Below are 25,641 nucleotides of genomic sequence, written 5' to 3'. Positions count from 1 at the left end.
GTTCATTGTGGCGCCATGATTGCGCCGCTGAAACTGACCCTGAAATCCCCTCAGGATACCGCTGCCCTCGCCGCCCGACTGGGCGGCGTATTGCAGCCGGGCGATACCATCCTGCTTGAGGGATCAATCGGCAGCGGCAAAACCCATTTCGCCCGCGCCTTAATTCAATCTGTTCTGAAATTCCCCGAGGATGTGCCTTCGCCGACCTTCACTCTTGTTCAGATCTATGAGACCGGAATCGGAGAGGTCTGGCATTCGGATCTCTATCGGCTCACCACTGTGGAAGAGGTTGAAGAACTGGGGCTGGTCGACGCCTTCGACACCGGCATCTGCCTGGTTGAATGGCCCGCAAAACTGGGTCCGCTGACGCCGCAACCGGCATTACTGATCCAGTTCATCACCAACCCCAACGATCACGACATGCGGCAACTTGCTCTATCGTGGTCGGACCCCAAATGGAACGCCAAGCTGGAGATGATCCAATGACGAACCGGGCCATTCTGGCCGAAGCGTTGATCGCTCAAACCCCATGGAACAGCGCGCAGCATTCGCCTTTGGCCGGTGACGCCTCGAACCGCCGGTACGAGCGTCTGACCAATCCCGCCAATGGCCGGACTGCCGTTTTGATGGACGCCCCGCCCGAAAAAGGTGAGGCGGTCGAACCTTTCGTGCGCATGGCGGAGTATCTGCGCTCTATCGGGCTGAGCGCGCCGGAAATTTATGCCGAAGACAGCGAATACGGCTTTCTTCTGCTCGAAGATCTGGGAGACGCGCTTTTTGCTAATGTCCTACGGGATGATCCGGCACTGGAACGCACGCTCTACAGTGCGGCAACCGATGTGCTTGTGCATCTGCACGCAGCGCCAACACTTTCGCTCGACAGTTACGATCCCGCGTTGATGACCGAATTCGCAGCACTCTCGTTTACAAAATATGCGCAGGGTGTTCTGGGGTCGCATGACGAAGAAGCCCGTGCCCGGTTCGAGCTTCGTTTTGCCGATATCCTGCATCGCGAAACCGGCGGAAACCGGGTTGTTGTGCAGCGCGACTATCATGCGGAAAACCTGATCTGGCTGCCCGGGCGCGACGGCATCGCGCGCGTGGGTCTGCTGGACTTCCAAAGTGCGATGCTGGGGCATCCCGCTTATGACCTGATGTCGCTGCTGCAGGATGTGCGCCGAACCGTGCCTGTCGGGATCGAGATGCGGATGATCGACCGCTACATCACCGCAACCGGCGTGGACGGGCATGATTTCCGCACCGCTTATTCGGTTTTAGGAGCTCAGCGCAACCTGCGTATTCTGGGCGGGTTTGCCCGGCTGGCGACGGATTACGGGAAGCCGCATTACGTCGATCTGATCCCGGCCGCTTGGGCGCATCTGATGCGCGATCTGGAACATCCAGCGCTGGTGCCGGTAGCTGATCTGTTACGCGGCGCCCTGCCCGATCCAAATCCGGAAAACCTTGCAAAGCTGAGATCGCAATGACCGGTACACCCCAAGCTGCAATGCTGTTCGCCGCTGGTTTTGGCACCCGCATGGGCGCGCTGACCAAGGATCGACCCAAACCTCTGATCAAGGTTTCCGGGCGGCCTTTGATGGACCACACGCTGGATCTGGTCGATGCGTTACGGCCATTGCGCGTTGTCGCCAATCTACACTACCACGCCGATCAGCTCGCCGTTTATCTAGCGGACCGGGACGTGGCGTTGTCGCGGGAAGAACCGCACATTCTAGAGACTGGCGGTGGGTTGCGCGCTGCACTGCCATTACTAGGTTCCGGACCGGTTTTCACCCTGAACAGCGATGCAATCTGGGCCGGTCCCAACCCGCTGTACCTGCTGCGAGACCATTGGAATCCTGATGAAATGGATGCGTTGCTAATGTGCGTTCCGGTCGGGCAAACCCTTGGCCACACCGGCCCGGGCGACTTTTCCCAGGACAGCACCGGACGGATCTCCCGAGGGACTGGTCTGGTTTATGGCGGCGCGCAGATCCTGAAAACCGACGGGCTGCATAGAATTGAAGAAGACGCGTTTTCTCTGAATGTACTGTGGGATCAGATGCTTGAGCAAAGACGTTTGTTTGCAATGGTTTATCCGGGTCGATGGTGCGATGTAGGTCGGCCCGAAGGCATTGAGCTGGCCGAAGAGATGATCGCCGATGTTTGAGCCCGGCACCCTGCCCCGGGTTTTTGCCGTGCCACCGGGTGCGGATTTTCCCAAGTTTCTGGTCAACGGTCTGCATCGGCGCTTTGAGGGACAGCCCCCTGACGCTTTGGCCCGTGTGCAACTTGTGGTCAATACCCGTCGCATGGCGCGCAGGGTACGCGATCTGTTCGATCAGGGACCTGCTTGCCTGCTGCCGCGATTGTCCCTGCTCACTGATCTTGGGGAAAGCGCGGATCTGGCACAGGTTCCACCTGCGATCCCGCCTCTGCGCCGGAGGCTGGAGCTGACACAACTGATCGGTAAACTGCTGGACCAGCAACCCGATCTGGCCGCGCGATCATCCTTGTTTGATCTGTCCGACAGTTTGGCCGCGCTGATTGACGAGATGCAGGGCGAAGGTGTCTCGCCTGACGCGATCAGACAACTGGATGTCAGCGACATGTCCGGCCACTGGGCGCGGGCGCAGGCGTTTATCGGCATCGCTGATCAGTTCATGGATTCCGGTGCAGGCGCGATGGATGCGCAGGCCCGGCAACGGCGTGTGATCGAGAATCTGATCGCACGCTGGCAGGTCTCTCCACCCACGCATCCGATCATACTGGCGGGCTCCACCGGGTCGCGCGGTACCACCTTGATGCTAATGCAGGCCGTTGCACGACTGCCACAAGGGGCGCTGGTGCTGCCGGGCTATGATTTCGATCAACCCGAACACGTCTGGCGCAATCTGGATGACGCGCTGTCCTCTGAGGATCATCCCCAATACCGGTTCCGTAAGCTGATGCTGGGGCTTGGGTTGAACCCGGATCAGATCCTGCCGTGGATGCCAGATCAGGCACCCTCGCCCTCTCGTAACAAATTGATTTCTCTTGCATTACGTCCCGCCCCAGTGACCGACGCATGGATGACCGAAGGTCCGCACCTGCCTGTCCTGAACGGCGCCACCAAGGACGTCACGCTGATCGAGGCCTCCTCGCCTCGGGCCGAAGCATTGGCCATTGCGCTGCGCTTGCGCCAGGCGGCTGAAACCGGGCAGACCGCAGCGCTGATCACACCCGACCGAATGCTGACCCGTCAAGTCAGCGCGGCACTGGACCGGTGGAATATCCTGCCCGATGACAGCGCGGGCCTGCCGCTGCAACTGTCTCCACCGGGTCGGTTTCTGCGCCATGTCGCCGGGTTGTTTGCCCGACGCCTGGATGGTGAGGCTTTGCTGACGCTGCTAAAACATCCGCTATGCCATGATGGCGGCGACCGGGGCATCCATCTGTTGCACTCCCGCGATCTGGAACTTGACCTGCGCCGTCACGGGCCGCCCTTTCCCGACAACACCAGCCTGACCGCTTTTGCCATTCGCGCTGAAGCACCCGAGGCATGGGTTCACTGGGTGACAGAGTCATTCTGCGATAAGCACAGCCCGGGCGAGCAATCACTGTCGGATTGGGTCTCCCGGCTTCGCACCTTGGCCGAGACGATCTCGGCTGGCGCGACCGGGGAGACCGGCACTTTGTGGGACAAGAATGCAGGTCAAAAGGCGCTTGCAGTCATAACAGCGCTGGAAGACGAGGCGCACCATGGCGGCACGATGACAGCCCATGATTTCGCCGACCTTCTGGGCGCATTGCTGGCAGGTGAAGAGATCCGCGACCGCGATGCACCTCATCCGCATCTGATGATCTGGGGCACGCTTGAAGCGCGGGTACAGGGCGCCGACCTTTTGATCCTGGGTGGTCTGAACGAAGGCAGCTGGCCTGAAGCCGCGGCTCCTGATCCCTGGCTCAATCGGCAAATGCGGAACGCCGCCGGGCTTTTGTTGCCAGAACGCCGGATCGGCCTGTCAGCACATGACTTCCAGCAAGCGGTAGGCGCGCCAGAGGTGGTTTTGACGCGCGCCATCCGATCGGATGACGCGGAAACCGTGCCATCCCGCTGGGTGAACCGTTTGACCAACCTGTTGCAGGGCTTGCCCGAACAGGGCGGGACCGACGCTTTGGCAGCGATGCGCGCGCGGGGTCGGCAATGGTTGGATTGGGCGGAAACACTGGAACAGGCGCCCCGGATCGACGCCGCACACCGCCCGTCTCCACGGCCTCCTGTTTCGGCACGACCCCGGCGATTGTCGGTGACCGAGATCAAACGTCTGATCCGCGATCCTTATGCGATCTACGCCCGACATGTCTTACGGCTAAAACCACTGGATTCGCTGGTCCAGGCACCGGACGCCCTGTTGCGCGGCATCGTCATCCACGAAGTCATGGAACACTTCGTTCGCGACAGCGTTCTGGATTCCTCTCTGCTCAGCCGTGACAACTTCCTGAAACGAGCTGAAGCTCTGTTAATGGATCATGTTGCGTGGCCCACGGCGCGAAAACTGTGGCTGGCACGGTTGGAGCGGATCACCGACAGTTTTCTGTCTGCTGAAATCCAGCGTCGCAGCGATGGCGGACCGGTGGCCTTTGAGGTTGGAATGAACATTGCGCTGGCGCCGCTCGATTTCACCATCGCCGGGCGCGCCGACCGGATCGACCGAAGCGGGCAGGGGGCGTTGCGGATCATCGACTACAAGACGGGCACCCCACCGACGGAAAGCCAGCAAGCAAAGTTCGACAAGCAATTGCTGATCGAGGCTGCGATTGCCGAGCAGGGCGGTATCGACGGATTTGACCCGCTCCCGGTTGCACAGGCGATCTTCATAGGTATGGGCGGGACGTACAAAGAGGTGCCCGCACCGTTGCAAAAAGAGCCCGCAGACAAGGTTCTGGCCGAGCTGAAAGAGTTGATTTCAGCATATTTAGAGCCTGATCAGGGGTATTCATCGCGCCGGATGCTGCACAAGGACACAGATATCGGTGACTATGATCACCTCGCTCGGTTTGGGGAATGGGATCGTTCGGCTGAAACCCAACCGGAGGACCTGAGATGAGCCCGTGCAACGACGCAACCGAACGGCAAGTGCAGGCTGCACGTCCGGATGCGTCTACATGGCTGGCAGCCAATGCAGGCTCGGGCAAAACACGGGTTTTGACGGATCGGGTGGCGCGTCTGTTGCTGGATGGTGTTCAGCCACAACACATCCTGTGCCTGACCTACACCAAGGCCGCCGCCAGCGAGATGCAGAACCGGCTGTTCAAGCGGCTTGGTAAGTGGGCGATGCTGGGCAACAGCGACCTTCAGGACGAATTGATCGAGCTTGGCGTGCCAGGTGTGATCGATCCCAATCGGCTGGCACAGGCGCGGACTCTGTTTGCGCGCGCTATCGAGACGCCGGGCGGGCTGAAAATCCAGACGATCCACTCCTTTTGTGCCTCGCTGCTGCGACGGTTTCCGCTTGAAGCCGGGGTCAGCCCTCAATTCGCCGAGATGGAGGATCGCGCCGCGACATTGCTGCGCGAAGAGATCATCGAAGATTTCGCCGAGGGCCCGCAGGCCGCATTGATCGAGGATGTGGCCCGGTTCGTCACTGATACAGGATTTGACAAACTCACCGCCGCCGTTGCGCAACGACGCAATCATTTTGAACACGGGCTGCACTGGCCGGATGTGCTGCAGCGTTTTGATCTGCCCGCGTGTTTCGATGAACAGATATTGCTGGGCAGCGTGTTTCTGGGCGGTGAAACAGAGTTGGTTCGATCCATTCTGCCCGCGCTGACCGAGAGCGGCGGAAATAACGCGAAAGCGGCCGACAAGCTTGCTGGATTTACCGAACCTCGGCTGGGCGTTCTGCCTGTACTCGAAAGCGTATTTTTAACAGGAAAGTCGGCGAAAGAACCATTTACCGCAAAAATCAACAGTTTCCCGACCAAGACGCTGCGCGAAGGAATGCTGGCCGACCGGATGCCTCAACTCGAAGCTCTTATGCTGCGGGTCGAGGCCGCGCGGGAACAGCGGCTTGCATTGGTTGCAGCACAGAAAACCCATGTTCTACATCGCTTTGCTGCGGTCTTTCTGCCCGAATATGAGCGGCGCAAGCAATTGCGGGGCTGGCTGGATTTCGACGATCTGATCCTGCGCGCGCGGCAGGTACTGAACGACCCGGCAGTGGCGGAGTGGGTGCTATATCGGCTTGACGGCGGGATCGATCATATTCTGGTGGACGAGGCACAGGACACGAGCCCGGATCAGTGGGACGTGATCGAAAAACTGGCACAGGAATTCACCAGCGGAGAAGGGGCCCGGTGCGGGGTCGAGCGCACGATCTTTGTGGTCGGGGACAAGAAACAGTCGATCTATTCCTTTCAGGGTGCCGACCCGCAGGCTTTTGACCGGATGCAGGCTGAATTTGGGCAAAAACTGCAAGAATCAGGCTCTAAATTGTGGGATTGGACGCTGGAGTATTCATTTCGATCCTCCAGTGCGATCCTCGGGCTGGTGGATATCCTGTTCGAAAACCACTCGGAAGCCGGGTTTCACAAGGATTCACTCCATCGCGCGTTCAAGGCTGATCTTCCCGGCCGCGTGGACCTGTGGCCGGTGGTCGAAAAGGTTGAAGATGATGAGGATGCTGATTGGACCGATCCGGTTGATCGGCCCAATGCGCAGCACCATACGGTCATTCTGGCCGAAAAGGTGGCCCGGTCGATCCGAGATATGATCGATGGTGAAGTAACGATCCCCGATGACGGAAAAACGCCTGGCAGCTTTGTCAGGCGCAAGGTCCAGCCCGGAGATTTTCTGATCCTCGTCCAGCGCCGTTCAGACCTGTTTGCCGAGATCATCCGCGCCTGCAAAAGCCAGGGCCTGCCCATCGCTGGCGCAGACCGTCTGAAAGTGGGCGCAGAGCTGGCGGTCAAAGATCTGGCAGCTTTGCTGAGCTATCTCGCCACCCCCGAGGACAGCCTGTCCTTGGCAACAGTACTGAAATCTCCGTTGTTCGGTTGGTCGGAACAGCAGCTTTTCGATCTGGCCCATCGTCGAAAAGAAACCTATCTGTGGGCCGCACTGCGAAACCGCGCCGAAGAATTCCCGGAAACACTGGCGGTTCTGAACGATCTGCGCGGGCAGACAGATTTTCTGCGTCCCTACGATCTGATCGAACGCATTCTGACGCGCCATGACGGGCGTCGCAAACTGTTGGGCCGGCTAGGGGCCGAAGCTGAGGACGGCATCAATGCGCTGTTGTCGCAGGCGCTGGCTTATGAGCGTACGGATATTCCCAGCCTTACCGGTTTTCTGGTCTGGATGCAGACCGACGATCTGGAGATCAAGCGCCAGATGAGCGGTGTCGGAAACATGATCCGGGTGATGACCGTGCATGGCTCGAAAGGGCTCGAAGCGCCGATCGTGATTTTGCCCGATACCGGTAAACGGCAACCTCCACGCGATGCCGAAATCATGATGGCGGGGGATACCCCTTTGTGGAAAGTGCCCGCTGATGCGTCACCCACACTGATCGCTAAGGCCCGTGAAGAGGCGCGAAAGCGCGAGGAAAACGAACGGCTGCGTTTGCTATATGTGGCTCTAACAAGGGCTGAAAAGTGGCTGTTTGTGGCGGCGGCCGGTGATGTGGGTAAGGATGGCAGCAGCTGGTATCAAATGGTCGAGGCCGCGATGGCGCGCGCAGGGGCCACTCAGATACCCGGATCCCAGAAGCTACGGCTGGCACATGGGGATTGGGACGCGTTGCCTTTCGTCGAGCGTGACAGCGCTATGGCAACCGAACGGAAACTGCCCGCATTCTTCCAAACCCCTGCGCGCAAACCGCAGACACCAGCAGAAACGCTTAAACCTTCTGATCTGGGGGGCGCCAAGGCCTTGCCCGGGGATGCAGGTCAAAATGAAGAGGCAGCAAAACGCCGTGGCACCTGTCTGCACCTGTTGTTGGAACACCTGCCTGGCGTTGCGCAGGATCAATGGCCACAGCTCTGCAAGCGGTTGTTGGCGGATATGCAAGATACTGAACGCAGGGAGTTACTGAATGAGGCAGCCACTGTCCTGACCGCCGCTCATCTGAAATCCGTATTCGCACCGGATGCGCTGGCCGAAATTCCGGTGACTGCCGATTTGAGCGGCATAAGAATGCACGGCGTGATCGACCGGCTGGTCATAACGGGAGAGGAAGTTCATGTGATTGATTTCAAATCAAATGCGACTGTCCCGGACAGCCCTGAATCCTGCCCAGAAGGGCTGTTGCGTCAGATGGGGGCATATGCGCACGCCCTGACACAGATCTATCCTGACCACCGAATACGCACCGCCATTCTGTGGACACGGACCGCACATCTAATGTGGCTGCCACACGATATGGTGACAGACGCCTTAGCGCGTAACCCTATATCTTGACCTCCCCCCACACGGCACCTACGTTCTGTGCCCAAGCATTCCCCATTCAGGAGACAGACATGTCGACCGTAGCCGTAACCGACGACACCTTTGACGCCGAAGTCAAGAATTCCGATATCCCCGTTGTGGTGGATTTCTGGGCCGAGTGGTGCGGCCCCTGTAAGCAGATTGGTCCCGCCCTGGAAGAGTTGGCCAGTGAATACGGCGGCAAGGTGAAGATTGCCAAGGTTGATGTCGACAGCAACCCGAACTCGGCCGCTGCCATGGGTGTTCGTGGCATTCCGGCACTGTTCATCTTCAAGGACGGCGAAGTGGTTTCAAACCGCGCAGGCGCTGCGCCCAAAGCGGCACTGCAAAGCTGGATCGACGAGTCGATCTGAGCTGGTGTAATCCAATTGCATCAAAGGCGTCTCATCCGGGACGCCTTTTTTTGTTTGAACGCACTATTTGACATGGGGCAAAAATGGCAAAAACACGGGTTCTGGTAGAATTCGGGATGGGCACGTCGCTGCGGCGCGAGGACTATACCGAGGCAGCGCTGCGCGCGATCAAAGATGCGCTCTGGCATAACTCGGTCAATATGGCCGAACTGTTCGGGTTCCCGAAAGAGGCAATGATCATCGATGCCGAGATTGGTGTACAACAACCGGACCGCGTGGATACCCAATAGTTAAAGGCCGTATTCCCATATGGTCAACCCAACATCTCGGTTACGCAGGGCGGGCTGGACATCGACAAACCCCATACAGAAGGCCGCACGGTGATCGCCAACGCCGCCATCGTGGTCTCATTTGATATGGAGCCCGCCCAATGACTGAAAAACGCATCATATTGGAAATGGGCACCGGGAACGACCTGTATGGTCAGGATTACACCAAAGCCGCGCGCCGCGCCGTTCAGGACGCACTGCACCATTCATCGATCACCTTGTTCTCCAAACTGAACATCAGCCACGAGGAAATGCGCGTTCAGGTCACGATTGGGGTGCAGCAGCCCGAAGCAGTCGATTGTGATCTTGTCGCCTCGGATCTTCCAAGGGGGCGCGCCTCGGTCCGGGCAATCAAAGGGGGGTTGGATGTCCGAGATTCCGAGGCTGGTACCCGGCATGTCATAGCGACCGCGGCAATCGAGGCCTATCTGCCTGATCTGGCGGATAAATTCGTCGAAAGCTGAAAAAGAAAAAGCCGCCCAGGCGAGCGGCTCATCTTACGTGTCTTTCTGATCCTGAATCAGAACTTGGCGATGTCAGCACGATTCAGGCCGATATCATCAAGTTGCTCATCGCTCAGACGCGCGAGCTCATTGCGGGTCTTGCGAGATTGATACCATTCGACAACATTTTCGAAGGCGTGGGTGAATGCATCCACTGCGTGCAGGATGGTGACTGCTCCGAGCGGCGCATGGTTTTTTGCGATTGCGTTAGCCATGTGCTTAGTCCTTTTAACAGAAACAGCCGACCCGTTGTCGGTTGTAGGCCTCATGTAACTCCGGTGGCTGAGTCTCACAAATGCTGACTCAACAGCCCCGGTTTGCATTTTCTGCATATCTTTTGAGAGGTCTGAGAACCGGTTGCGCAGAACCCGTGCCCAGCCCATATATGGCAACACGGATAACGGAGGCATTCATGGCAGACAGCGATTTTCCCGGCTGGCACGGCACTACCATCATTGGCGTCAAGAAGGGCGGGCAGGTTGTCGTCGCCGGGGACGGGCAAGTCAGCCTGGGCCAGACTGTGATCAAAGGCACAGCGCGCAAGGTGCGCCGTCTGTCACCGGGTGGGTTTGAAATCGTCGCCGGGTTTGCCGGATCAACTGCGGACGCTTTCACTCTGCTGGAACGACTAGAGGTAAAGCTTGAGGCCACACCAGGCCAGCTGGCCCGCGCCTCGGTCGAGTTGGCCAAAGATTGGCGCACTGACAAATACCTGCAAAAGCTTGAGGCGATGCTGATCGTCACCGACGGCAAGGATCTGTTCGTGATCACCGGGGCAGGGGACGTGCTTGAGCCTGAACACAACGTCGCCGCCATCGGATCGGGTGGCAACTTTGCCCTTGCTGCAGCGCGTGCGATGATGGACGGCGACAAGCCCGCCGAAGACGTGGCGCGCGAGGCCATGGCGATTGCTGCTGATATCTGCGTCTACACCAACGGCAATCTGACGGTCGAGACGATCTAGGACGTTCTGCGTTTTATCCAGATACAATGCATCGAAATACGCGTTCGACCAAAGGGATGGGCAGCGTATTTCGATTCAATTGGAACGCATAACGGCCTCAGGCTAACAGCGTTTTGATCTCTTTCCCTTTCCAGCGCATATGCATCCCAATCAGGCCCAGCAGGGCCGTGACGATGACGATGTAATAGGGCAGGCGGATGTCGATGCTCATCAATCCACCGCCGATCAGGGACATGACACCGCCCGCAAGGCAGAACACGGCTGTGGTTACGCCCATGACCCAGCCCTGATCGGTCTCGCTGACGCTGGATGAGAACAGGCCCAGCAGCGTCGGGTAGGACACGCCAAAGAAGAAATAGAAGAAGAAGACCGGCACATAGCTCAATACACCGCTGGGGCTGAAGGCGAAACCAAATCCGCAGATCACCATTATTACCAGCGAGACGTAGATGATCTGGTGCTTGCTGAACCTTTCTTGGGCGGGCTTCACGAGGAACGTGCTGGAAAAGGCCAGTGCAATGCCGATCACCACCATTGCCATGCTACCTCCGATCACGCCGTAGCCCCAGGCGCTGGTCAGAAAGTTGTCGACGAACACATAGAAGGTAACGTTGGCGATCATGAACAGCGCATAGACCGGCATGATTTTCAGAACCAATGGGTGGTCTCTCACCGCAATCAGGCCATCGGTAATGTCCCGCGGGCGGAAGACAAAGGGTTCGCGTTCGGTTCTGGTGTCCTTGAAGAAAGTGGTCACAAGGAAGATTGCGATCAGGACCAGAACAAACGCCCCGTAAAAGGGCGTTTTCAACGTCGCAACACTTCCCAGCAAGGCGGTATCGGATAGGACCGCGCCGATAATCGGACCGCCAACAAGGCCGAAGCTGACTCCTGTCACGATGTAGCCCATGTTCCGGTCACGGTCCGCAGCATCGGTGCTGCCATCGATCATCGCCGCTTGTGCAATAGGTTGGTTGCCCGCGGTAAACCCGGTGATCGATCGGCCAACAATCAGCAGAAGAAGGCTGTTGAGGTAAAGCGCAGCAATGGTCAGGGCATAGCCAACAAGTGCCCCGGTCAAACACACCAGAAGGGCGTTCTTACGCCCGATGGAATCCGAGACTTTCGAGACATAGACCACCCCCAGAAACCACGACAGGAAAAAACACCCAATCACCAAGCCATAGTAGAAATGCCGGGTCCCCATGGCCGTGCTTTCAGGCAGAAAACCCGACTTTGTTTCCATGATCAGAGAGTTGATGATGGGAAAGACCAGCCCTTGCCCTATCAGGTCGACAAAGACAACAAACAGCAGGGTGATCTTGGCTATTTTCGACATCTTTACACTCCGGTCCCGCAACACCTTGATAATACAGTATCAGAGGGCGCGCGTTTCACCTATGGAAAGCATTTGCAAACCGGATGGGGCGTTGCTAACCAACGCTGTCAATGAGAAGAGCTTGGTTGTTTTCGCCCGTTGCATAACTACCTAAGCCCAAGTTTAGCCATGCCGACCGAAAGGACTGCGCCTTGACCGACCTGACCCCGCGCGAGATTGTCTCGGAACTTGACCGTTTCATCATCGGTCAGAAGGGTGCCAAGCGCGCCGTGGCCGTCGCCCTGCGTAACCGCTGGCGACGCAAGCAGCTGCCGGATGATATCCGCGATGAGGTTTATCCCAAGAACATCCTGATGATCGGCCCCACCGGTGTTGGTAAAACCGAAATCAGCCGCCGTCTGGCCAAGCTCGCCCGCGCACCGTTCATCAAGGTCGAAGCCACCAAGTTCACCGAGGTCGGCTATGTCGGCCGTGACGTGGAACAGATCGTGCGCGATCTGGCTGATGCCGCAATCCTGCAGACCCGCGACTTCATGCGCGAGGATGTCAAAGCCCGCGCCCACCAAGCTGCCGAAGATCGCGTGATTGAGGCCATCGCAGGGACTGACGCCCGTGAGGCAACGCGCGAGATGTTCCGCAAGAAGCTCAAAACCGGTGAGTTGGACGATACCGAGATAGAACTGGAGCTGTCCGACACCTCGAACCCCATGCCGATGTTCGACATTCCAGGCCAACCCGGCGGCCAGATGGGGATGATGAACCTGGGTGATATCTTCGGCAAAGCCTTCGGCGGGCGCACCGTCAAGAAACGCGTGACCGTCGCCGAGAGCTATGAGGCGCTGATCGGGGAAGAAGCCGATAAGCTGTTGGATGATGAGACTGTCAATCGCATCGCGTTGGAATCGGTCGAACAGAACGGCATCGTGTTTCTGGATGAGATTGACAAAGTATGCGCGCGCTCGGACGCGCGCGGCGGCGATGTCAGCCGGGAAGGGGTGCAGCGTGACCTTCTGCCTCTGATCGAAGGCACCACCGTCAGCACCAAGCATGGTCCGGTAAAAACCGACCACATCCTGTTCATCGCGTCAGGCGCATTTCATATCGCCAAGCCCTCGGACCTGCTGCCAGAGCTTCAGGGCCGTCTGCCGATCCGCGTGGAACTGCGCGCCCTGACCGAAGAGGATTTCGTTCGTATCCTGACTGAGACCGACAACGCGCTGACTCTCCAGTATACCGCCTTGATGGGCACCGAAGAGGTCACCGTCAGCTTCACCGAAGACGGTATCGCGGCTCTGGCCCGTATTGCGGCGGATGTGAACCAAAGCATTGAAAATATCGGTGCGCGGCGGCTCTATACGGTGATGGAGCGCGTATTCGAAGAGCTTTCGTTCACCGCACCCGACCAGGCGGGTTCTGAGATCACCGTTGATGCGGGCTTTGTGGACGACAATCTGGGTGAGTTGACAAAATCAACAGATCTCAGCCGTTACGTTTTGTAACAAAACCAGCCGGAATATCGCCGATCAATCGCGTTCACAGACTGGACGCAGCGGGGAAATAAGGTAGCGTAGCACTGTAACTGCATAGAGGCAGACCGTGCTACGTTATCTGATCATTATCGCAAGCCTGTGTCTGCTGAGCGCCTGTGCGGACCGGACTATAACCGAAATCACACCCGAAGCTCTGAAGGTCGGAACCCCTGCCACAGTCTTTGCCGCCACAACCCGTGCGCGTGAGGGTGATGGCTCTTACGGGTCAAAGCGTGCCGAGGCGTTGCGATATCTCGAGCTGACCGTTTCGATTCCTCCGACGCATACGCCCGGAACACTTGAGTTCTCTTACGCAAATCCAAATCCGAAAAAACAGTTTGTCTTGGCCGATGTCACCGAATTCTCGGGCCGTCAGGATTTGAAGTCACGGTTGCACGGTGTGGATGATGTGGTGATCTTTGTTCACGGCTATAACGCTACGCAGACCGAAACCGCGTTTCGGGCGGCACAACTGAGCCATGACATCGGTATCCCCGGAACGATATTGATCTATTCGTGGCCCAGTCAGGCCCGTGGGATCGGATATGCCTACGATCTGGACAGTATGCTGTTCGCACGTGACGGGCTGGAGCAAACCATCCGCTTTTTACGGTCATCTGGCGTCAAACGGGTCATCCTAATCGCGCATTCGATGGGCGGCGCCCTGTCGATGGAGATGATGCGGCAGGCTGAATTGCGCGAACCCGGCTGGTCGAACCGCAACATCGAAGGGGTTATCCTGATCTCGCCCGATCTGGATGTAGATCTGTTCCGTTCGCAGATGAACAGCATCAAGGAACCGCCCGACCCGTTTGTGGTGATGGTATCGAAGAAGGACAAGATCCTGAATGTTTCGGCCCGTCTGCGTGGTACGGCCGATAGCGAAAGACTGGGTAATATCAGTTCGGTCGATTCGTTGGCCAAATATCCGATCAATGTCATCGACACGACCGCTTTCAACAGCGATGCGGGTTCATCGCACTTTGTGGCCGCAACCTCGCCGGCATTGCTGTCCATTCTCAGCTCGGTCCGCCGGGTCAGCAGCACCTTTGGACCCGACCGGCCCGGCATCGATGTTCTCGTGCCGCCCAGCGAACGCAGCACCGACGGCGCAACCGAGATCGTTCTGACCGAAACTGGTCAGGCGCAGGTCAGTACACCCTGATAATGCAGGCTTTTGCCCTTGGTGCGACCCATCTCTCAGTGCAGCAGCGGATGGTCAGGCGCGTATTCGGTGATCGGGGTCAAGCGATGGGATCGCGTCTAGCAAGCGCTTGGTATAGTCCTGCTTCGGCGCCGCAAACAGCTCTCGCGTTGGGGCGCTTTCGACGATTTTACCATGATACATCACAACCACAAAATCACAGGTATGAGCCACAACTGACAGATCGTGACTGATGAACATGAAGGTCAGGCCCATGTCATGCTGGAGCGATTTCAGCAGGTTCAGGATATCTGCCTGAATCGATACATCCAACGCCGCCACACATTCATCAGCAACCACGAAACGCGGGTTGCAGGCCAGTGCCCGGGCGATTGAAATCCGCTGACGCTGACCGCCTGAAAACGCGTGCGGATAGCGGCGCAGATGTTCCAGGTTCAGACGGCATTTGGCTGCAATCTCGCGCACCCGCGTATCGGTTTCCTCGCGCGATGCGGTCAGACCCATCACATCCAGCGGTTCGGCGATGATGTCGCGCACGGTCATCCGGGGGCTCAGCGCAGCGTACGGGTCCTGAAAAATCAGCTGAGCCCGGCGGCGATAAGCCTTGAGATCCGTGGCTGACATTTTGGTCAGATCGAACTGCTCTTCTCCATCGTCATAGCTTGCGCTACCGCTGGTGATGGGAACCGCATTCAGCAGTGCGCGGCCAAGTGTTGTCTTGCCCGAGCCGGACTCGCCGACCACGCCGACAAAAGCACCCTGCGGGATTTCGATCGATACATTGTCGACCGCCTTCAACGTGCGTTTGTTGAACAACCCACCACCAAGGGGAAATTCGACCGACAGGTTTTCTGTTTTGATCAATGCATTTGTCATGGCTGGCCGGGTACGTCTTCTGGGAAAATGGCTGCGAAATGACCGGGGCTGACTTCGGTCAGGGGCGGGCGCTCCGTCTCATACCGCGATCCGGGTTTTAGTTCCGGGTTACGCGGATGGAACACGCAACCTGATGGCCGCTCTAACGGCGAGGGGATGTCGCCGGGGATCGGGGTCAGCGGTGCGTCCAGATCATCGAGTTTGGGCAGCGCGTTCAGCAGCCCGCGCGTATAGGCGTGGGCCGGGTGACGGATCACTTCGCGCACCGGGCCGCTTTCCATGATCCGCCCCAGATACATCACTGCAACACGGTCGGCGGTCTGGGCGACGACGCTCAGGTCATGGGTGATAAAGACGATACCCATGCCGAACTCGGCCACCAGATCCTTCATCAAATCCAAAACCTGCGCCTGAATGGTCACGTCCAGCGCCGTTGTCGGTTCGTCCGCGATCAGCAGCTTAGGCTTGGTCGAAAGCGCCATGGCGATCATCGCCCGTTGACGCATCCCGCCCGACAGTTCGAACGCATACTGGTTGAACCGGGTTGCCGGTTCAAGGATGCCTACCCGATCCAGCATTTCGATGGACAGGTCTTTGGCCTGCTTCTTGTTCAAATCCGTATGGATCAGCAATTGTTCGACCATCTGCTTGCCGATGGTAATGGCCGGGGCAAAGCTGGCCATCGGTTCCTGAAAGATCATGCTGATCGCCCCGCCGCGCACAATCTCCATGTCTCGGGGCCGCTTCAGAGCCATCACATCAACCGGTCCGCTGTCCAAATGCAGATCGATCCGGCATTCCGGAGCATAGATCGCGTTTGGAGGGTTTAGCTTCATCATCGACTTTGCGGTCACCGATTTCCCTGATCCGCTTTCGCCGACCAGCCCCAGAACCTCACCCGGTGCCAATGAGAACGAGACGTCCTCAACCGCTGTGATCAACCCTTCATCGGTTTTGAACTGGACGGACAGGTTCTTGACGTCAATCAAGCTCATTTGCGGGTCTCCGAATAGGGGTCAGCCGCATCACGCAGACCATCGCCGACGAACACAAAAGACATCACAAGCACGACGAAAAAGATGACCGGGATGAAATACCATTGGTAGTTCAGCAGAACATCCGCCTTGGTCACATTCTGCAGCATCACACCCAACGAGTTGACCGGATCTTTTAGCCCCAATCCAATAAAGCTGAGCGCGGTCTCGCTGAGCACCATGTAGGGAAATGAGATCACCAGATCGACGATGATATAGCTGGTGAAACTGGGCAGCAGATGACGCCGGATGATGTGCCCCGGCGATGCACCACATAGCTTTGCCGCAAGCACATATTCCTGATTGCGTTCCGTCAGCAGATGGGTGCGCACACGTCGTGCCAGCGTGGGCCAGCCGACCAGTCCCAAAATGGCGGTGATGACAAAGAACCTGGTTTCAGCCGACCATTCCGGCGGGATGAAGGCCGCAATCGCCATAAATAGGGGGATGGCAGGAACCGTTCGGATCGCATCGGTGATCATCTGGATCACGCTATCCACCATACCGCCATAATATCCGGCAACTCCGCCAATCGCGAGCGCCAGCACGAACGAGATCATGACCCCGAGTGTTCCGACCTGCAACGACGTCCAAACCGCGTGCAGCGTTCGACTGAAGATATCCTTGCCTGCACTGTCGGTTCCGAACAGATGAACATACCCCTCATCGGCACCAAACAGGTGGATGTCACCGGGTATGAAGCCGAACAGCTTGTATTTGTCGCCCCTCACAAAGAACTGGATATATCTGCGTTCGTCCTCGTTAACCGTCTCAACCCAGCGGAAATTCGTCGCCAGCGAGCGTTCGCGGGTCACACCATGCAGGAACGGTCGGACCGAGCAGCCATTCTTGTCGCAGAATTTCGGGATTTGAGGTGCGCCGTTCAGATAATCTTTGTCACGCCCTGCGGCCGTTGGATCGTAGGGGGATAGGAATGGTGCGAAAATACCCGACAGGATCAACACGACCAGAACCGATGCAGCAACCATGGCTGCACGCTGTCTCTTGAATCTTGCCCAGATCAGCTGTCGCTGTGAGGCGGTGAAATAGGCTTCTTTTGCCTGTTGGTTGGTGGAGCTCGCGGTCATCTGGTCACCTGAGGATACTATTGCGGACGCGCGGATCGATGGCCGCAAGCAGAATGTCGGTGAAGAAATTCAACGTCACGATCGATGCCGTCAGCAGAAATATGATGGCCCCGGCAAGTTGCTGGTCATTGGATCGCGCCAACGCTTCAAGCAACAGCGCCCCGGCTTCAGTCAAAGTCAAGATCAGCGCCACGATGGGCAGTTCGTTGAAAATCCGGTTCAGGTCAAAGCCAAGGCTGTTGACGATCGGCCCCAGTGCGTGACGGGCCGGATAGCGCCACAGCAGGCGGCGGCCATAGATGCCCCGCGCAGCAGCAGCCGTGACGTAAAGCTTGCCGATCTCATCCGACATCAGCGCGCGGACGGTCTGCAAAGCAAAGGCGGTGGCTGACCATCCCAGAATAAAGATCGGCAGCCAGGCATGTTTCAGCAAGTCCACGAATTTGCCCCATGACCAGGGCGCTTCTTTATATTCGGGTGAAAACAAGCCCGTCAGCGTTTCGCCGAAATAGACGGTCGAAACCAGCATCACCATCAGGGCCAGCAGGAAGTTCGGCATCGCCAGACCCAGATAGCTGACGATCCGCAGCGAGTTGTTCAGCGCCGCATTGCGTGAGGCGGCTGAAATAATACCGACAGGGATCGCAATGGCATAAGCCAGAGTCAATGCGCCCAGGCAGATCCACAGCGACAGCCAGAACTTGTCACCCAACAACTGCGCGATGTTGACCCGTAGAATACAGCTTTCGCCGAAATCACCGCGAAACGCCCCGGACAACCACGTGGCCCATCTGGTCAGGAATGGTTGATCCAGCCCCAGCCGGGCGCGTTCTGCTGCAACATCTGCAACAGTGATCGCAGAACCTTGGGTGTTCTTATACGCCAAATAGCGCTCGGCGCAGTCACCGGGCACCAGCTCCATCAACGAAAAAACGATCAGCGAAACGATGACCAGAGTGACCAACGCCATAACCGCCCGGGTGGCGGTAAATCTGCAGAATTGAAACATATCTGTCCCCGCGGGATGCGCGAAGGCGGGCGCGGGCGCCCACCTTCTTGTCTTCTGAACCTTACTCGCTCAGCCACCACTGAGCAGGGCGGTAGGGATAGGTCCGATAGAACTCGTAAGACTGCGTTTTGAACTCGGTAAAGTTCTGCAGGTTGTTCGAGTGATAGATCGGCGCTGGGGCGTTGACCGTGCCCAGAAACAGCAGCTCTCCGGTCATGATCTCGACCATCTTCTGTGCCGCGGAAACAGAGGCATCAGAGCCCGGTGCGCTGGACTGGTATGTATCCAAAGCAGCCTTCAGATCAGCAACCCAAGCCGGAGGTTCAACGCCGTTTTCGCCGTTCGAGCTGATGTATTCAGCCCACAGCATACCTGTACGCACGTCGAAATATCCATCGAATGGGGGCACCCAGATTTCGCCATCGCCAAGGATCGACCCCGCAGGCTGGCTTTTCAGCCACAAACCCATATCAAGCGAGTTTGCCGTTTGCGCAGCACGGAACTCGTCCGAGGTGACCTCTTTGATTGCCGTGTTGACGCCTACGTCTTTCCAGTTCTGGGCGATCAGTTCGATCAGCTGCGCCGACGCGGGTTGGGTTGAGAATTGCCAGTCCAGTACAAACGGATCGCCGCTCGGCAGATCGCGGAAGCCATCGCCGTCCTTGTCGACCAGGCCGATCTCGTCCAGCAATGCATTGGCACGGTCTGCGTCAAACGCAATCTCATGGTTCGCCCATTTTTCCTCGATGAAATCAGGACGCGGTGAGAAGCCAATGTATTGCGTCGGCGTTCCGAGCCCAAAGGCGACAACCTCATTCAATTGGTCACGGTCCATTGCTACAGACATCGCGGTTCTGAACCGGATGTCATTAAAGATTGCCCGTTTTGCTTCGTCTTCAGCGGTCACGTTGAACGTCAGAACCGGATACCCAATCGAAGGCTTCACTTCGAGCGTGTAATTGCCGTTTTCCTGACCCTCCAGCAGCACTGGAGCGGAGGTCAGGTTTACACCCTGTGACTTATAATCGACCTCGCCGTTTAGCAGCTTGAGCGTGCGGACTTCTTCATCCGGAACATAGGTTTCATCCATCTCCGAGATGTAGGGTAGCTGGTTACCCTGCGTATCGACCTGGAAGAAATAGGGGTTGGCCACATAGTGACGGCCCTCGGTGCTTTCCTTCACAAGGATATGGCTTTCCAAGGTCGGCATGGTGTCGGTCGGAAGACCCGCCAGCTTGTCACCCGCGGTCAGCATTGGCGACGGCGTGTCCATCCAGTCTGAGTTGCCGTAGTATGCCTTGATCAGCTCGTACCCGTTTTCATAGCCAAGCGCCTGCGCGTTGGCGTCGGCATTCTCATCCAGTGCCGGGTGGAACTTTTCAAAGAAATGCTTGGGCTGATAGGGCTGCACATAGGTGAACGAGAACGTCTCTGTCAGGCCCGGCTTGGGCGCGGCAAGGGTGAAGCGGACGGTTGTGTCGTCCACGGCTTCGACCTTGATGGGTTCGCCGCCTGCAAGCGCATAATCTTTCGCCTCGGCAATGACGTTGGTGTCCATCATCAGGTTGTCGTACCAGAACACAACATCAGCCGAGGTGAAGGGCGCGCCGTCCGACCATTTGTGACCTTCACGCAGGTTCACGGTCAGCTCGGTGAAGTCATCATTCCACTCCCAGGATTTGGCCACATTGGGCACCAGGGTCTGAAGGTCGTCAGAATACCGGAACAGATTCACGTGGCGTACGGACAGGAAATCTGATGTCCCGCTTTCCGTGGCGTTGGACAGCGCGTCCAGAACACCGCCATACTGACCGATCGAACCATACGGGACGATGACCAGAGGTTCAGAAGGCAGACGATCCGCCACTGCGGGTAAGTCGCCGTTGCCACGGATCATCCCGTTCAGATCACCAATGGCAGGGTTTTCGGCAATGCTGAGCGTACAGTTTGCAGCCGACTGGAATTCGGACAGATCAAACTGCTGCGGATAGGCACCGGCCGACACGCCTTGCATATCGGCCACGGTCGCAGCAGGGCAATTGGCCCATGCGGCCCCTCCGAGTGTGGCAAGGGCCACACCTGACATAAGTAGCTGTTTCATGTTTCCTCCCTAGGATTTTTATTGCGTTTTGCGTTTCCGAGAACCCGATTTTCCGGCTTTGCTATCTGTTGTTTCCCGGTTCTTCTTTCGTTTCCGCGGCGCTGCTCTTTCACGTCCGGTCTCAGCGGCCATCTTGCTGCCTGCGGTTTCGCATTGCGAGACGATATGCGCTTTGACCCCGGCCTCTTTGAGAACCGGAACAAATGCATCTGGCAGGGCGCCATCTGTCACCAGATCGGTCACCTTATCGAACGGACAGGACACGTTAGCAGCTTTCGCGCCGAATTTCGTGTGATCCGCTGCTACGATCATGCGATACGTGTTTCGCCGCAACGCGCGGATCAAATCAGCCTCAAGCGGATTGGACGCCAATACACCACCAACCAGAGACAGCGCATCAGCGCCGCAGATCACCGCATCATAGCTGTATTGGCACGCCAGCTCTTCGGCTGCTCGACCAAAGCTGCCCCGCTCGGACCGGATCACTTCGCCCCCCGCCAAAATCGCCCTGGTGCCATTATGATCGGCCAAGGACGCGACAACAGACAATGAGTTGCTGACGACCGTCAAACCACGCAGTTCGCGCAATTGCTCGGCCACGTGAGTCATGGTCGACCCAACGGTGATAAACAGCACCATCTCATCTTCAAGCAGCCCGCAGACACGCTTGGCAATATCGGTTTTTTCATCAGCATTGTGTTCCAGCGCGCCCGAGAACATCGGCGTATCCTGCGCGCGCGACAGATAGGTGCCGCCATGCACACGCTCGACCTTGTTCGCCCGCGCCAATGCCTTGACCAGTCGGCGAACCGTTTCCTCAGAGACATCCATGATCTGAGCAATCTGAGTGTTGCGTGCGGAACCACCCAGCCGTGCAAGTACATCCAGCAACTCTCTGCCGCGATGTGGGATGGTTATGCTGTCATCATCCATATCTGAACTCGGTCATATTTCCGCGCAAAAATCCACAATAAATGTAAATCTTTTGCGACAATTTTTGTTTTTTTGCTTTTTTCGGTCAATTTAGCCTTATCAACCGGCTTATTGCTGTGATCCGGCGGGCAGGTTTATGGACCTTCCCAAGAATCAACCAACGCAGAGCAACACAGATTCACGACGACAGTGCGATCATCGTCACGCCCACCGCCATCATTACTGCGGCAAGCAACCGGCGCAGGGGGTTGCCTTCGCCCAAGAACAAAAACCCGATCATGGCCGCAAAGATCACCGAAGTCTCGCGCAGAGCCGACACAACCCCAAGCGGGGCAAAATTCTTGGCATAAAGCACAAGGCCGTATGCCGTCATCGACACCATGCCGCCTGCAATCCCAACAACCCATGTTCGCAACGGCAGCGCCAACAATTGGGTGCCTCGGCGCAGGGCCACGAAACCGACGAGAAAGATATGCAGCACTGAATGCCACGCCCAGTAGCTCAGGATGTTGCCCGACACCCGTACGCCCAGACCATCCACAAGCGAGTAGATAGAGATGCAAAATCCGGTCCCCAGCGCGAAAACCAGCGACGCCCGACCGACCCCCTGTCTCAGAACCGACCAGCTGGACATCTGGATTCCTATGGCAATCACCGCGATCCCGAACCAGGCCTGTGTCGGCAAATGCTCACCCGCAAAGATCACCGCCCAAAGCGCGACCAGTGCTGGGACAACTCCGCGCGCAATCGGATAAACCACACTGAGATCACCGTGCCGATAGGCCTGATTCAGCATATAGAAATATCCGAAGTGAACGACTGTGGAGCCAGCCAGATATGGCAGGCTTTCGACTTCGGGCAGCGGAAGCACCACCACCATCAGCGCCCCTGGGATCACATGACCCAGTGCCACCAGTCCCAGCGTAACGGTCCGGTCCGTTGCGGCTTTGACGACGGTGTTCCAGATCGCATGTAGCAGTGCCGCGGCAAGAATTATGAGAACGATGCCGATGCTCACGGTCAGATTGCCTTTGAAAACTGCTCAGTCAGGATTTCTTCTGTGAATGTGATCGGGCTATCTTCGCAGGGCGGATCGATGATCGCACCTTTGTCGGGTTCGGGGCCTGCCCGCTCCTTCACAATATCGACTAGACCGATCACCGTTTAAGCTCCGCTTCAGCATCCCGTTCCATCTGCGGCAGTTCCTCGATCAGTCGCGTTTCAAGCAATTGTCCATTGCGATACAGGATCGGATAGGCGACTGCCGCGATATGGCTGTTGAATTCGCGAAAGGCGCGCAGCGTCTCGAGATGGATATCGCTGGTCTCAAAGCTTTCCGCGCTGCCATGCTGCAGGCGTTTCAGGTGACGCTTGCGACTGTCGCGCTCGGCCCGCTTAATTTCGGTCTTTTCCAGGCTCAGAAGCCGGGCGCTTTCCAGATCATCCGAAATCAGCACGTTCGAGGCTAGTTTCAGATTGGCCAGAATGCCCTCGTGCATCTCAACCAGTTCCAACCAGCCTTCTTTCGAGAACGAGGCCCCTTTTTTGCGCATATCATCCGCCAGCACGGTCAGGCGTTTGGCCACCACGTCGCCTGCGGTTTCCAGCCGGATGGCGTATTCCATCAGATCCCGCGCGACCTTGGCATTGTCCTTGCCGAATGCATCTGCCGGAATCGCCGCGACATATTTCCGGATACCGGACAGGCAGTTGTTTACATCCGCATCCATCTCTCGGATTGCCCGGATCTGTTCTTTGTCCCCGCTGCGATAAAGTTCCAGCGCGGGGCGGAACATCGAAGCAACCATGTCGCTCATCCTCAACAACTCACGCTTGAGGCTGGAAAGAGCCTGGTTGGGCCTGCCGATCGTATCGAAGTCCAGTGCACTGATCGGTTGCCCGGGCTGAGCATTGCTATCGTTGCCTTTCGGGTCAGGAAACAAGTTCTCGAACGGAGCGCGCAACATGCCGCAGAAGGGTAACGCCAAAAGCAGAAGCGAGGTGTTGAACACCAAATGCGCATTCACCAGCATCTGGCCACCTTGCAAATCTCCGAGCACCCCGGCCCGCAAAGCGAGATTTGCGGCAAACAGCGACACAATCGACCAGCTGCCACGCAGGGCCAGATTGGCGAACGGGATGCGGCGGGCCGAAAGTGTCATGCCACGGGTCAACCAGACCGGGATAAAGGCGGACCCGAAATTCGCGCCCAGCACCAGCGACAAGCCGGCGGTAAAGGGGATCGCCCCGATCTGCACCAGCGTCACGCACATCAAGATTGCCGCAACCGAAGAATGCATGACGAAAGCCAGTGCCCCGCCGACCAGAAATGCGGTGATGTAGTCGCGTGCCAGATATTCGGCGATGGCGGGCAGAAAGGCGCTGTCCCGGATCGGGTCCATCGCCTCGCGCAGAAAGCGCAGCGAAATCAGGATGAACGCGATACCCATCAGAATACGGCCCAGCTGTCGCGATTTCTTGGCCTCGGTTTTGACGAAAAGGTAGCCACCGACGGCAAGCAGCATCGGCACCAGCCAGTCCAGTCTGAACGACAGCACCTGAATGATCAGCGCCGAGCCCAGATCTCCGCCCAGAACGATCGCAAGCCCGGTTGAAAAGGTCAGCATTCCACCGGACGCAAATCCGGAGGTCAGCAATGCAACCGCGGCCGAGCTTTGCAGCACAATCGCCATCGCAAGGCCAACCATCGAGGCCTGCGCATAACTGCGCTGCCCCGTCATCACCCGCTGAAATGACGCGCCATAGCTGCGCTCGATCCCGGTGCGCACCATACGTACGGCATAAAGCAGCAGCATCGTTGCGCCGGCCAGACTTATGAGGAAACTGACAATTGCCATTCCGTTATCCGTTCACCAATTCAAGAAGCTCTGCGTGTAGTTGAGGTGTAGCGGCAGATATAACTCGGCCATCCGAATTCAGATTCAGCGGCTTGCCGTCCCAATCACTCATGATCCCGCCTGCGGCTTCTACGACCGCAGTCACCGGCAGATAATCGTAGGGTTGCAAGTCATAATCGATCACCGCGTCCACATGGCCCATCGCAAGCAGCGCGTGCGGGTAACAGTCATACGCAAACCGGCGGGTTTGGCCTGATTTCATCAGCCGGTCGAATAGGGCCGGATGATCCCGGTAAATCTTATCGCCTTCGTTGACGAACAGAACAGCATCGCTCAGCCGGCGCGTTGCACTGACAGATACGGGCTTGCCATTCAGCGATGCGCCCTGATCCTTCATACCAAGCAGAACCTCGTCCAGCGCGGGCATACCGATGACACCCAACCGAGGCACCCCATCGGTGAGATATCCCAGCAGAAAGCCAAACAGTGGATGCCCCGACAGGAACGAGCGGGTCCCATCTATGGGGTCGACGATCCAGACATTCTGCCGGTCCGATCCTTCGAACCCTTGTTCTTCGCCAAAAATGCCATCGTCAGGGAAATGATCTGCCAGATACTGTCGCACTACAGCTTCTACACCCTTATCGGCCTGAGTAACCGGGCTTTCATCTGCCTTGAACTCGACCCCCAGCCGCCCACGAAAATACCCCCGCGCCGCATCTGCAGCGATACGGGCGATTTCCGTTGCGTGGGTCGCGATATCTGCAGTGGTGGCGGGGAGCACAACAGCGTTGGGCGGATTCAGCATTTGGTTTCATCCCTCATCGCGATACCGGGGCAGTGGTCCGAGATGCCATCATGATACGGACCGACGGGTTGTGTAACGGATCGTCATTGCGTCCGGCATTTTTGATTGTATCGTCAATGCGAGATGCCGCATTTCGCAGCACATCTGAGGCATCAATTTCGCAGATCTCCGTACAGCACACCAACACTAACCCACAAAAACCAACTTACTCAACAACAATGTTCCGTTTTTAGTTGAATTGCGCCGATTTTTGTGGATTTTGAGCGGTAATTGCCACAA

The 25,641-nt window shown here is 57.5% G+C and carries 21 protein-coding genes and 2 pseudogenes; 11 read left to right on the top strand and 12 right to left on the bottom strand.

The genetic code is table 11. The features are described from left to right. The first annotated feature begins 15 nt into the window (after positions 1 to 15). From tsaE to BLU89_RS14515, 8 genes and pseudogenes are all read left to right on the top strand, one after another. Positions 16 to 486, top strand: coding sequence for a tRNA (adenosine(37)-N6)-threonylcarbamoyltransferase complex ATPase subunit type 1 TsaE (gene tsaE / locus BLU89_RS14550; RefSeq protein ID WP_074737562.1), 471 nt, complete (start codon positions 16 to 18; stop codon positions 484 to 486). Continuing rightward, a complete protein-coding gene (locus BLU89_RS14545) occupies positions 483 to 1,487 on the top strand; it encodes an aminoglycoside phosphotransferase family protein (RefSeq protein ID WP_074737561.1) in 1,005 nt (334 codons plus the stop codon). Before tsaE ends, BLU89_RS14545 begins: the two co-directional genes overlap by 4 nt. Then, the gene (locus BLU89_RS14540) at positions 1,484 to 2,170 is read left to right on the top strand and encodes a nucleotidyltransferase family protein (protein ID WP_074737560.1); all 687 of its coding nucleotides are present in this window, start codon (positions 1,484 to 1,486) and stop codon (positions 2,168 to 2,170) included. The genes BLU89_RS14545 and BLU89_RS14540 overlap by 4 nt, the downstream gene beginning before the upstream one ends. Continuing rightward, the gene (addB, locus tag BLU89_RS14535; protein ID WP_074737559.1) at positions 2,163 to 5,090 is read left to right on the top strand and encodes a double-strand break repair protein AddB; all 2,928 of its coding nucleotides are present in this window, start codon (positions 2,163 to 2,165) and stop codon (positions 5,088 to 5,090) included. Before BLU89_RS14540 ends, addB begins: the two co-directional genes overlap by 8 nt. Next, positions 5,087 to 8,446 carry a double-strand break repair helicase AddA gene (addA, locus tag BLU89_RS14530; RefSeq protein ID WP_074737558.1) on the top strand — a complete coding sequence of 1,120 codons (3,360 nt, stop codon included), beginning with the start codon at positions 5,087 to 5,089 and terminating at the stop codon, positions 8,444 to 8,446. The genes addB and addA overlap by 4 nt, the downstream gene beginning before the upstream one ends. A 59-nt stretch (positions 8,447 to 8,505) precedes the next feature. Further along, positions 8,506 to 8,826, top strand: coding sequence for a thioredoxin (gene trxA / locus BLU89_RS14525; protein WP_074737557.1), 321 nt, complete (start codon positions 8,506 to 8,508; stop codon positions 8,824 to 8,826). A gap of 83 nt (positions 8,827 to 8,909) precedes the next feature. Next, a pseudogene (locus BLU89_RS14520) lies at positions 8,910 to 9,260 on the top strand (Lin0512 family protein). Further along, positions 9,257 to 9,619: a Lin0512 family protein gene (locus BLU89_RS14515; protein ID WP_074737556.1), complete on the top strand. Its 363-nt coding sequence runs from the start codon at positions 9,257 to 9,259 to the stop codon at positions 9,617 to 9,619. Before BLU89_RS14520 ends, BLU89_RS14515 begins: the two are co-directional and overlap by 4 nt. A gap of 56 nt (positions 9,620 to 9,675) precedes the next feature. On the opposite strand, the gene BLU89_RS14510 is transcribed toward BLU89_RS14515, so the two are convergent. Next, on the bottom strand, positions 9,676 to 9,873 hold the full coding sequence (locus BLU89_RS14510; RefSeq protein ID WP_074737602.1) for a DUF1127 domain-containing protein: 198 nt from the start codon (positions 9,871 to 9,873) through the stop codon (positions 9,676 to 9,678). Between the two features lie 197 nt (positions 9,874 to 10,070). Here BLU89_RS14510 and hslV point away from each other — a divergent pair, with 197 nt between their 5' ends. Beyond that, positions 10,071 to 10,622: an ATP-dependent protease subunit HslV gene (gene hslV, locus BLU89_RS14505; RefSeq protein ID WP_074737555.1), complete on the top strand. Its 552-nt coding sequence runs from the start codon at positions 10,071 to 10,073 to the stop codon at positions 10,620 to 10,622. A gap of 97 nt (positions 10,623 to 10,719) precedes the next feature. On the opposite strand, the gene BLU89_RS14500 is transcribed toward hslV, so the two are convergent. After that, positions 10,720 to 11,961: an MFS transporter gene (locus BLU89_RS14500; protein WP_074737554.1), complete on the bottom strand. Its 1,242-nt coding sequence runs from the start codon at positions 11,959 to 11,961 to the stop codon at positions 10,720 to 10,722. A 191-nt stretch (positions 11,962 to 12,152) separates the two neighbouring features. On the opposite strand from BLU89_RS14500, the gene hslU reads away from it, so the two are divergent. Next, the gene (gene hslU, locus BLU89_RS14495; RefSeq protein WP_074737553.1) at positions 12,153 to 13,460 is read left to right on the top strand and encodes an ATP-dependent protease ATPase subunit HslU; all 1,308 of its coding nucleotides are present in this window, start codon (positions 12,153 to 12,155) and stop codon (positions 13,458 to 13,460) included. Positions 13,461 to 13,557: 97 nt separating this feature from the next. Beyond that, positions 13,558 to 14,655, top strand: coding sequence for an alpha/beta hydrolase (locus tag BLU89_RS14490; protein ID WP_074737552.1), 1,098 nt, complete (start codon positions 13,558 to 13,560; stop codon positions 14,653 to 14,655). 66 nt (positions 14,656 to 14,721) lie between these two features. Here the strand turns inward: BLU89_RS14490 and BLU89_RS14485 are convergent. The 10 genes and pseudogenes from BLU89_RS14485 to BLU89_RS14445 form a co-directional block, all read right to left on the bottom strand. Next, positions 14,722 to 15,531 (bottom strand): annotated as a pseudogene (locus BLU89_RS14485) (ATP-binding cassette domain-containing protein); the annotation flags it as partial. Further along, the gene (locus BLU89_RS14480; protein ID WP_074737550.1) at positions 15,528 to 16,526 is read right to left on the bottom strand and encodes an ABC transporter ATP-binding protein; all 999 of its coding nucleotides are present in this window, start codon (positions 16,524 to 16,526) and stop codon (positions 15,528 to 15,530) included. The pseudogene BLU89_RS14485 and the gene BLU89_RS14480, both read right to left, overlap by 4 nt. Then, complete coding sequence (locus tag BLU89_RS14475) at positions 16,523 to 17,653, bottom strand: ABC transporter permease (protein ID WP_074737549.1); 1,131 nt, start codon at positions 17,651 to 17,653, stop codon at positions 16,523 to 16,525. Before BLU89_RS14475 ends, BLU89_RS14480 begins: the two co-directional genes overlap by 4 nt. A gap of 4 nt (positions 17,654 to 17,657) precedes the next feature. Then, a complete protein-coding gene (locus tag BLU89_RS14470; protein ID WP_074737548.1) occupies positions 17,658 to 18,662 on the bottom strand; it encodes an ABC transporter permease in 1,005 nt (334 codons plus the stop codon). Positions 18,663 to 18,723: 61 nt separating this feature from the next. Beyond that, positions 18,724 to 20,763: an ABC transporter substrate-binding protein gene (locus tag BLU89_RS14465; protein ID WP_074737547.1), complete on the bottom strand. Its 2,040-nt coding sequence runs from the start codon at positions 20,761 to 20,763 to the stop codon at positions 18,724 to 18,726. A gap of 18 nt (positions 20,764 to 20,781) precedes the next feature. Further along, positions 20,782 to 21,696 carry a DeoR/GlpR family DNA-binding transcription regulator gene (locus BLU89_RS14460; protein WP_083347764.1) on the bottom strand — a complete coding sequence of 305 codons (915 nt, stop codon included), beginning with the start codon at positions 21,694 to 21,696 and terminating at the stop codon, positions 20,782 to 20,784. 178 nt (positions 21,697 to 21,874) lie between these two features. Next, positions 21,875 to 22,714, bottom strand: coding sequence for an EamA family transporter (locus BLU89_RS14455; RefSeq protein WP_074737546.1), 840 nt, complete (start codon positions 22,712 to 22,714; stop codon positions 21,875 to 21,877). 2 nt (positions 22,715 to 22,716) lie between these two features. Then, positions 22,717 to 22,857, bottom strand: a complete 141-nt coding sequence (locus BLU89_RS21570) for a hypothetical protein (RefSeq protein WP_176797710.1) — start codon at positions 22,855 to 22,857, stop codon at positions 22,717 to 22,719. Continuing rightward, complete coding sequence (locus BLU89_RS14450; RefSeq protein WP_074737545.1) at positions 22,854 to 24,554, bottom strand: Na/Pi cotransporter family protein; 1,701 nt, start codon at positions 24,552 to 24,554, stop codon at positions 22,854 to 22,856. The genes BLU89_RS21570 and BLU89_RS14450 overlap by 4 nt, the downstream gene beginning before the upstream one ends. A gap of 4 nt (positions 24,555 to 24,558) precedes the next feature. Continuing rightward, on the bottom strand, positions 24,559 to 25,362 hold the full coding sequence (locus tag BLU89_RS14445; protein ID WP_074737544.1) for an inositol monophosphatase family protein: 804 nt from the start codon (positions 25,360 to 25,362) through the stop codon (positions 24,559 to 24,561). Positions 25,363 to 25,641: the final 279 nt, after the last annotated feature.

Source organism: Ruegeria halocynthiae (assembly GCF_900106805.1).
GTDB lineage: Bacteria > Pseudomonadota > Alphaproteobacteria > Rhodobacterales > Rhodobacteraceae > Ruegeria > Ruegeria halocynthiae.
Note: the sequence above shows the minus strand (reverse complement) of the source record. Positions and strands in the feature narration are given on the sequence as shown.

Excerpts from the sequence above, each read along its gene's own strand:
- BLU89_RS14500 (WP_074737554.1), bottom strand. The coding sequence starts at position 11,961 with ATGTCGAAAATAGCCAAGATCACCCTGCTGTTTGTTGTCTTTGTCGAC.
- trxA (WP_074737557.1), top strand. The coding sequence starts at position 8,506 with ATGTCGACCGTAGCCGTAACCGACGACACCTTTGACGCCGAAGTCAAG.
- hslV (WP_074737555.1), top strand. The coding sequence starts at position 10,071 with ATGGCAGACAGCGATTTTCCCGGCTGGCACGGCACTACCATCATTGGC.
- BLU89_RS14475 (WP_074737549.1), bottom strand. The coding sequence starts at position 17,653 with ATGACCGCGAGCTCCACCAACCAACAGGCAAAAGAAGCCTATTTCACC.
- BLU89_RS14450 (WP_074737545.1), bottom strand. The coding sequence starts at position 24,554 with ATGGCAATTGTCAGTTTCCTCATAAGTCTGGCCGGCGCAACGATGCTG.
- BLU89_RS14445 (WP_074737544.1), bottom strand. The coding sequence starts at position 25,362 with ATGCTGAATCCGCCCAACGCTGTTGTGCTCCCCGCCACCACTGCAGAT.
- BLU89_RS14465 (WP_074737547.1), bottom strand. The coding sequence starts at position 20,763 with ATGAAACAGCTACTTATGTCAGGTGTGGCCCTTGCCACACTCGGAGGG.
- BLU89_RS14515 (WP_074737556.1), top strand. The coding sequence starts at position 9,257 with ATGACTGAAAAACGCATCATATTGGAAATGGGCACCGGGAACGACCTG.
- addB (WP_074737559.1), top strand. The coding sequence starts at position 2,163 with ATGTTTGAGCCCGGCACCCTGCCCCGGGTTTTTGCCGTGCCACCGGGT.
- BLU89_RS14480 (WP_074737550.1), bottom strand. The coding sequence starts at position 16,526 with ATGAGCTTGATTGACGTCAAGAACCTGTCCGTCCAGTTCAAAACCGAT.
- BLU89_RS14460 (WP_083347764.1), bottom strand. The coding sequence starts at position 21,696 with ATGGATGATGACAGCATAACCATCCCACATCGCGGCAGAGAGTTGCTG.
- BLU89_RS14470 (WP_074737548.1), bottom strand. The coding sequence starts at position 18,662 with ATGTTTCAATTCTGCAGATTTACCGCCACCCGGGCGGTTATGGCGTTG.
- tsaE (WP_074737562.1), top strand. The coding sequence starts at position 16 with ATGATTGCGCCGCTGAAACTGACCCTGAAATCCCCTCAGGATACCGCT.
- addA (WP_074737558.1), top strand. The coding sequence starts at position 5,087 with ATGAGCCCGTGCAACGACGCAACCGAACGGCAAGTGCAGGCTGCACGT.
- BLU89_RS14545 (WP_074737561.1), top strand. The coding sequence starts at position 483 with ATGACGAACCGGGCCATTCTGGCCGAAGCGTTGATCGCTCAAACCCCA.
- BLU89_RS14540 (WP_074737560.1), top strand. The coding sequence starts at position 1,484 with ATGACCGGTACACCCCAAGCTGCAATGCTGTTCGCCGCTGGTTTTGGC.
- BLU89_RS14510 (WP_074737602.1), bottom strand. The coding sequence starts at position 9,873 with ATGGCTAACGCAATCGCAAAAAACCATGCGCCGCTCGGAGCAGTCACC.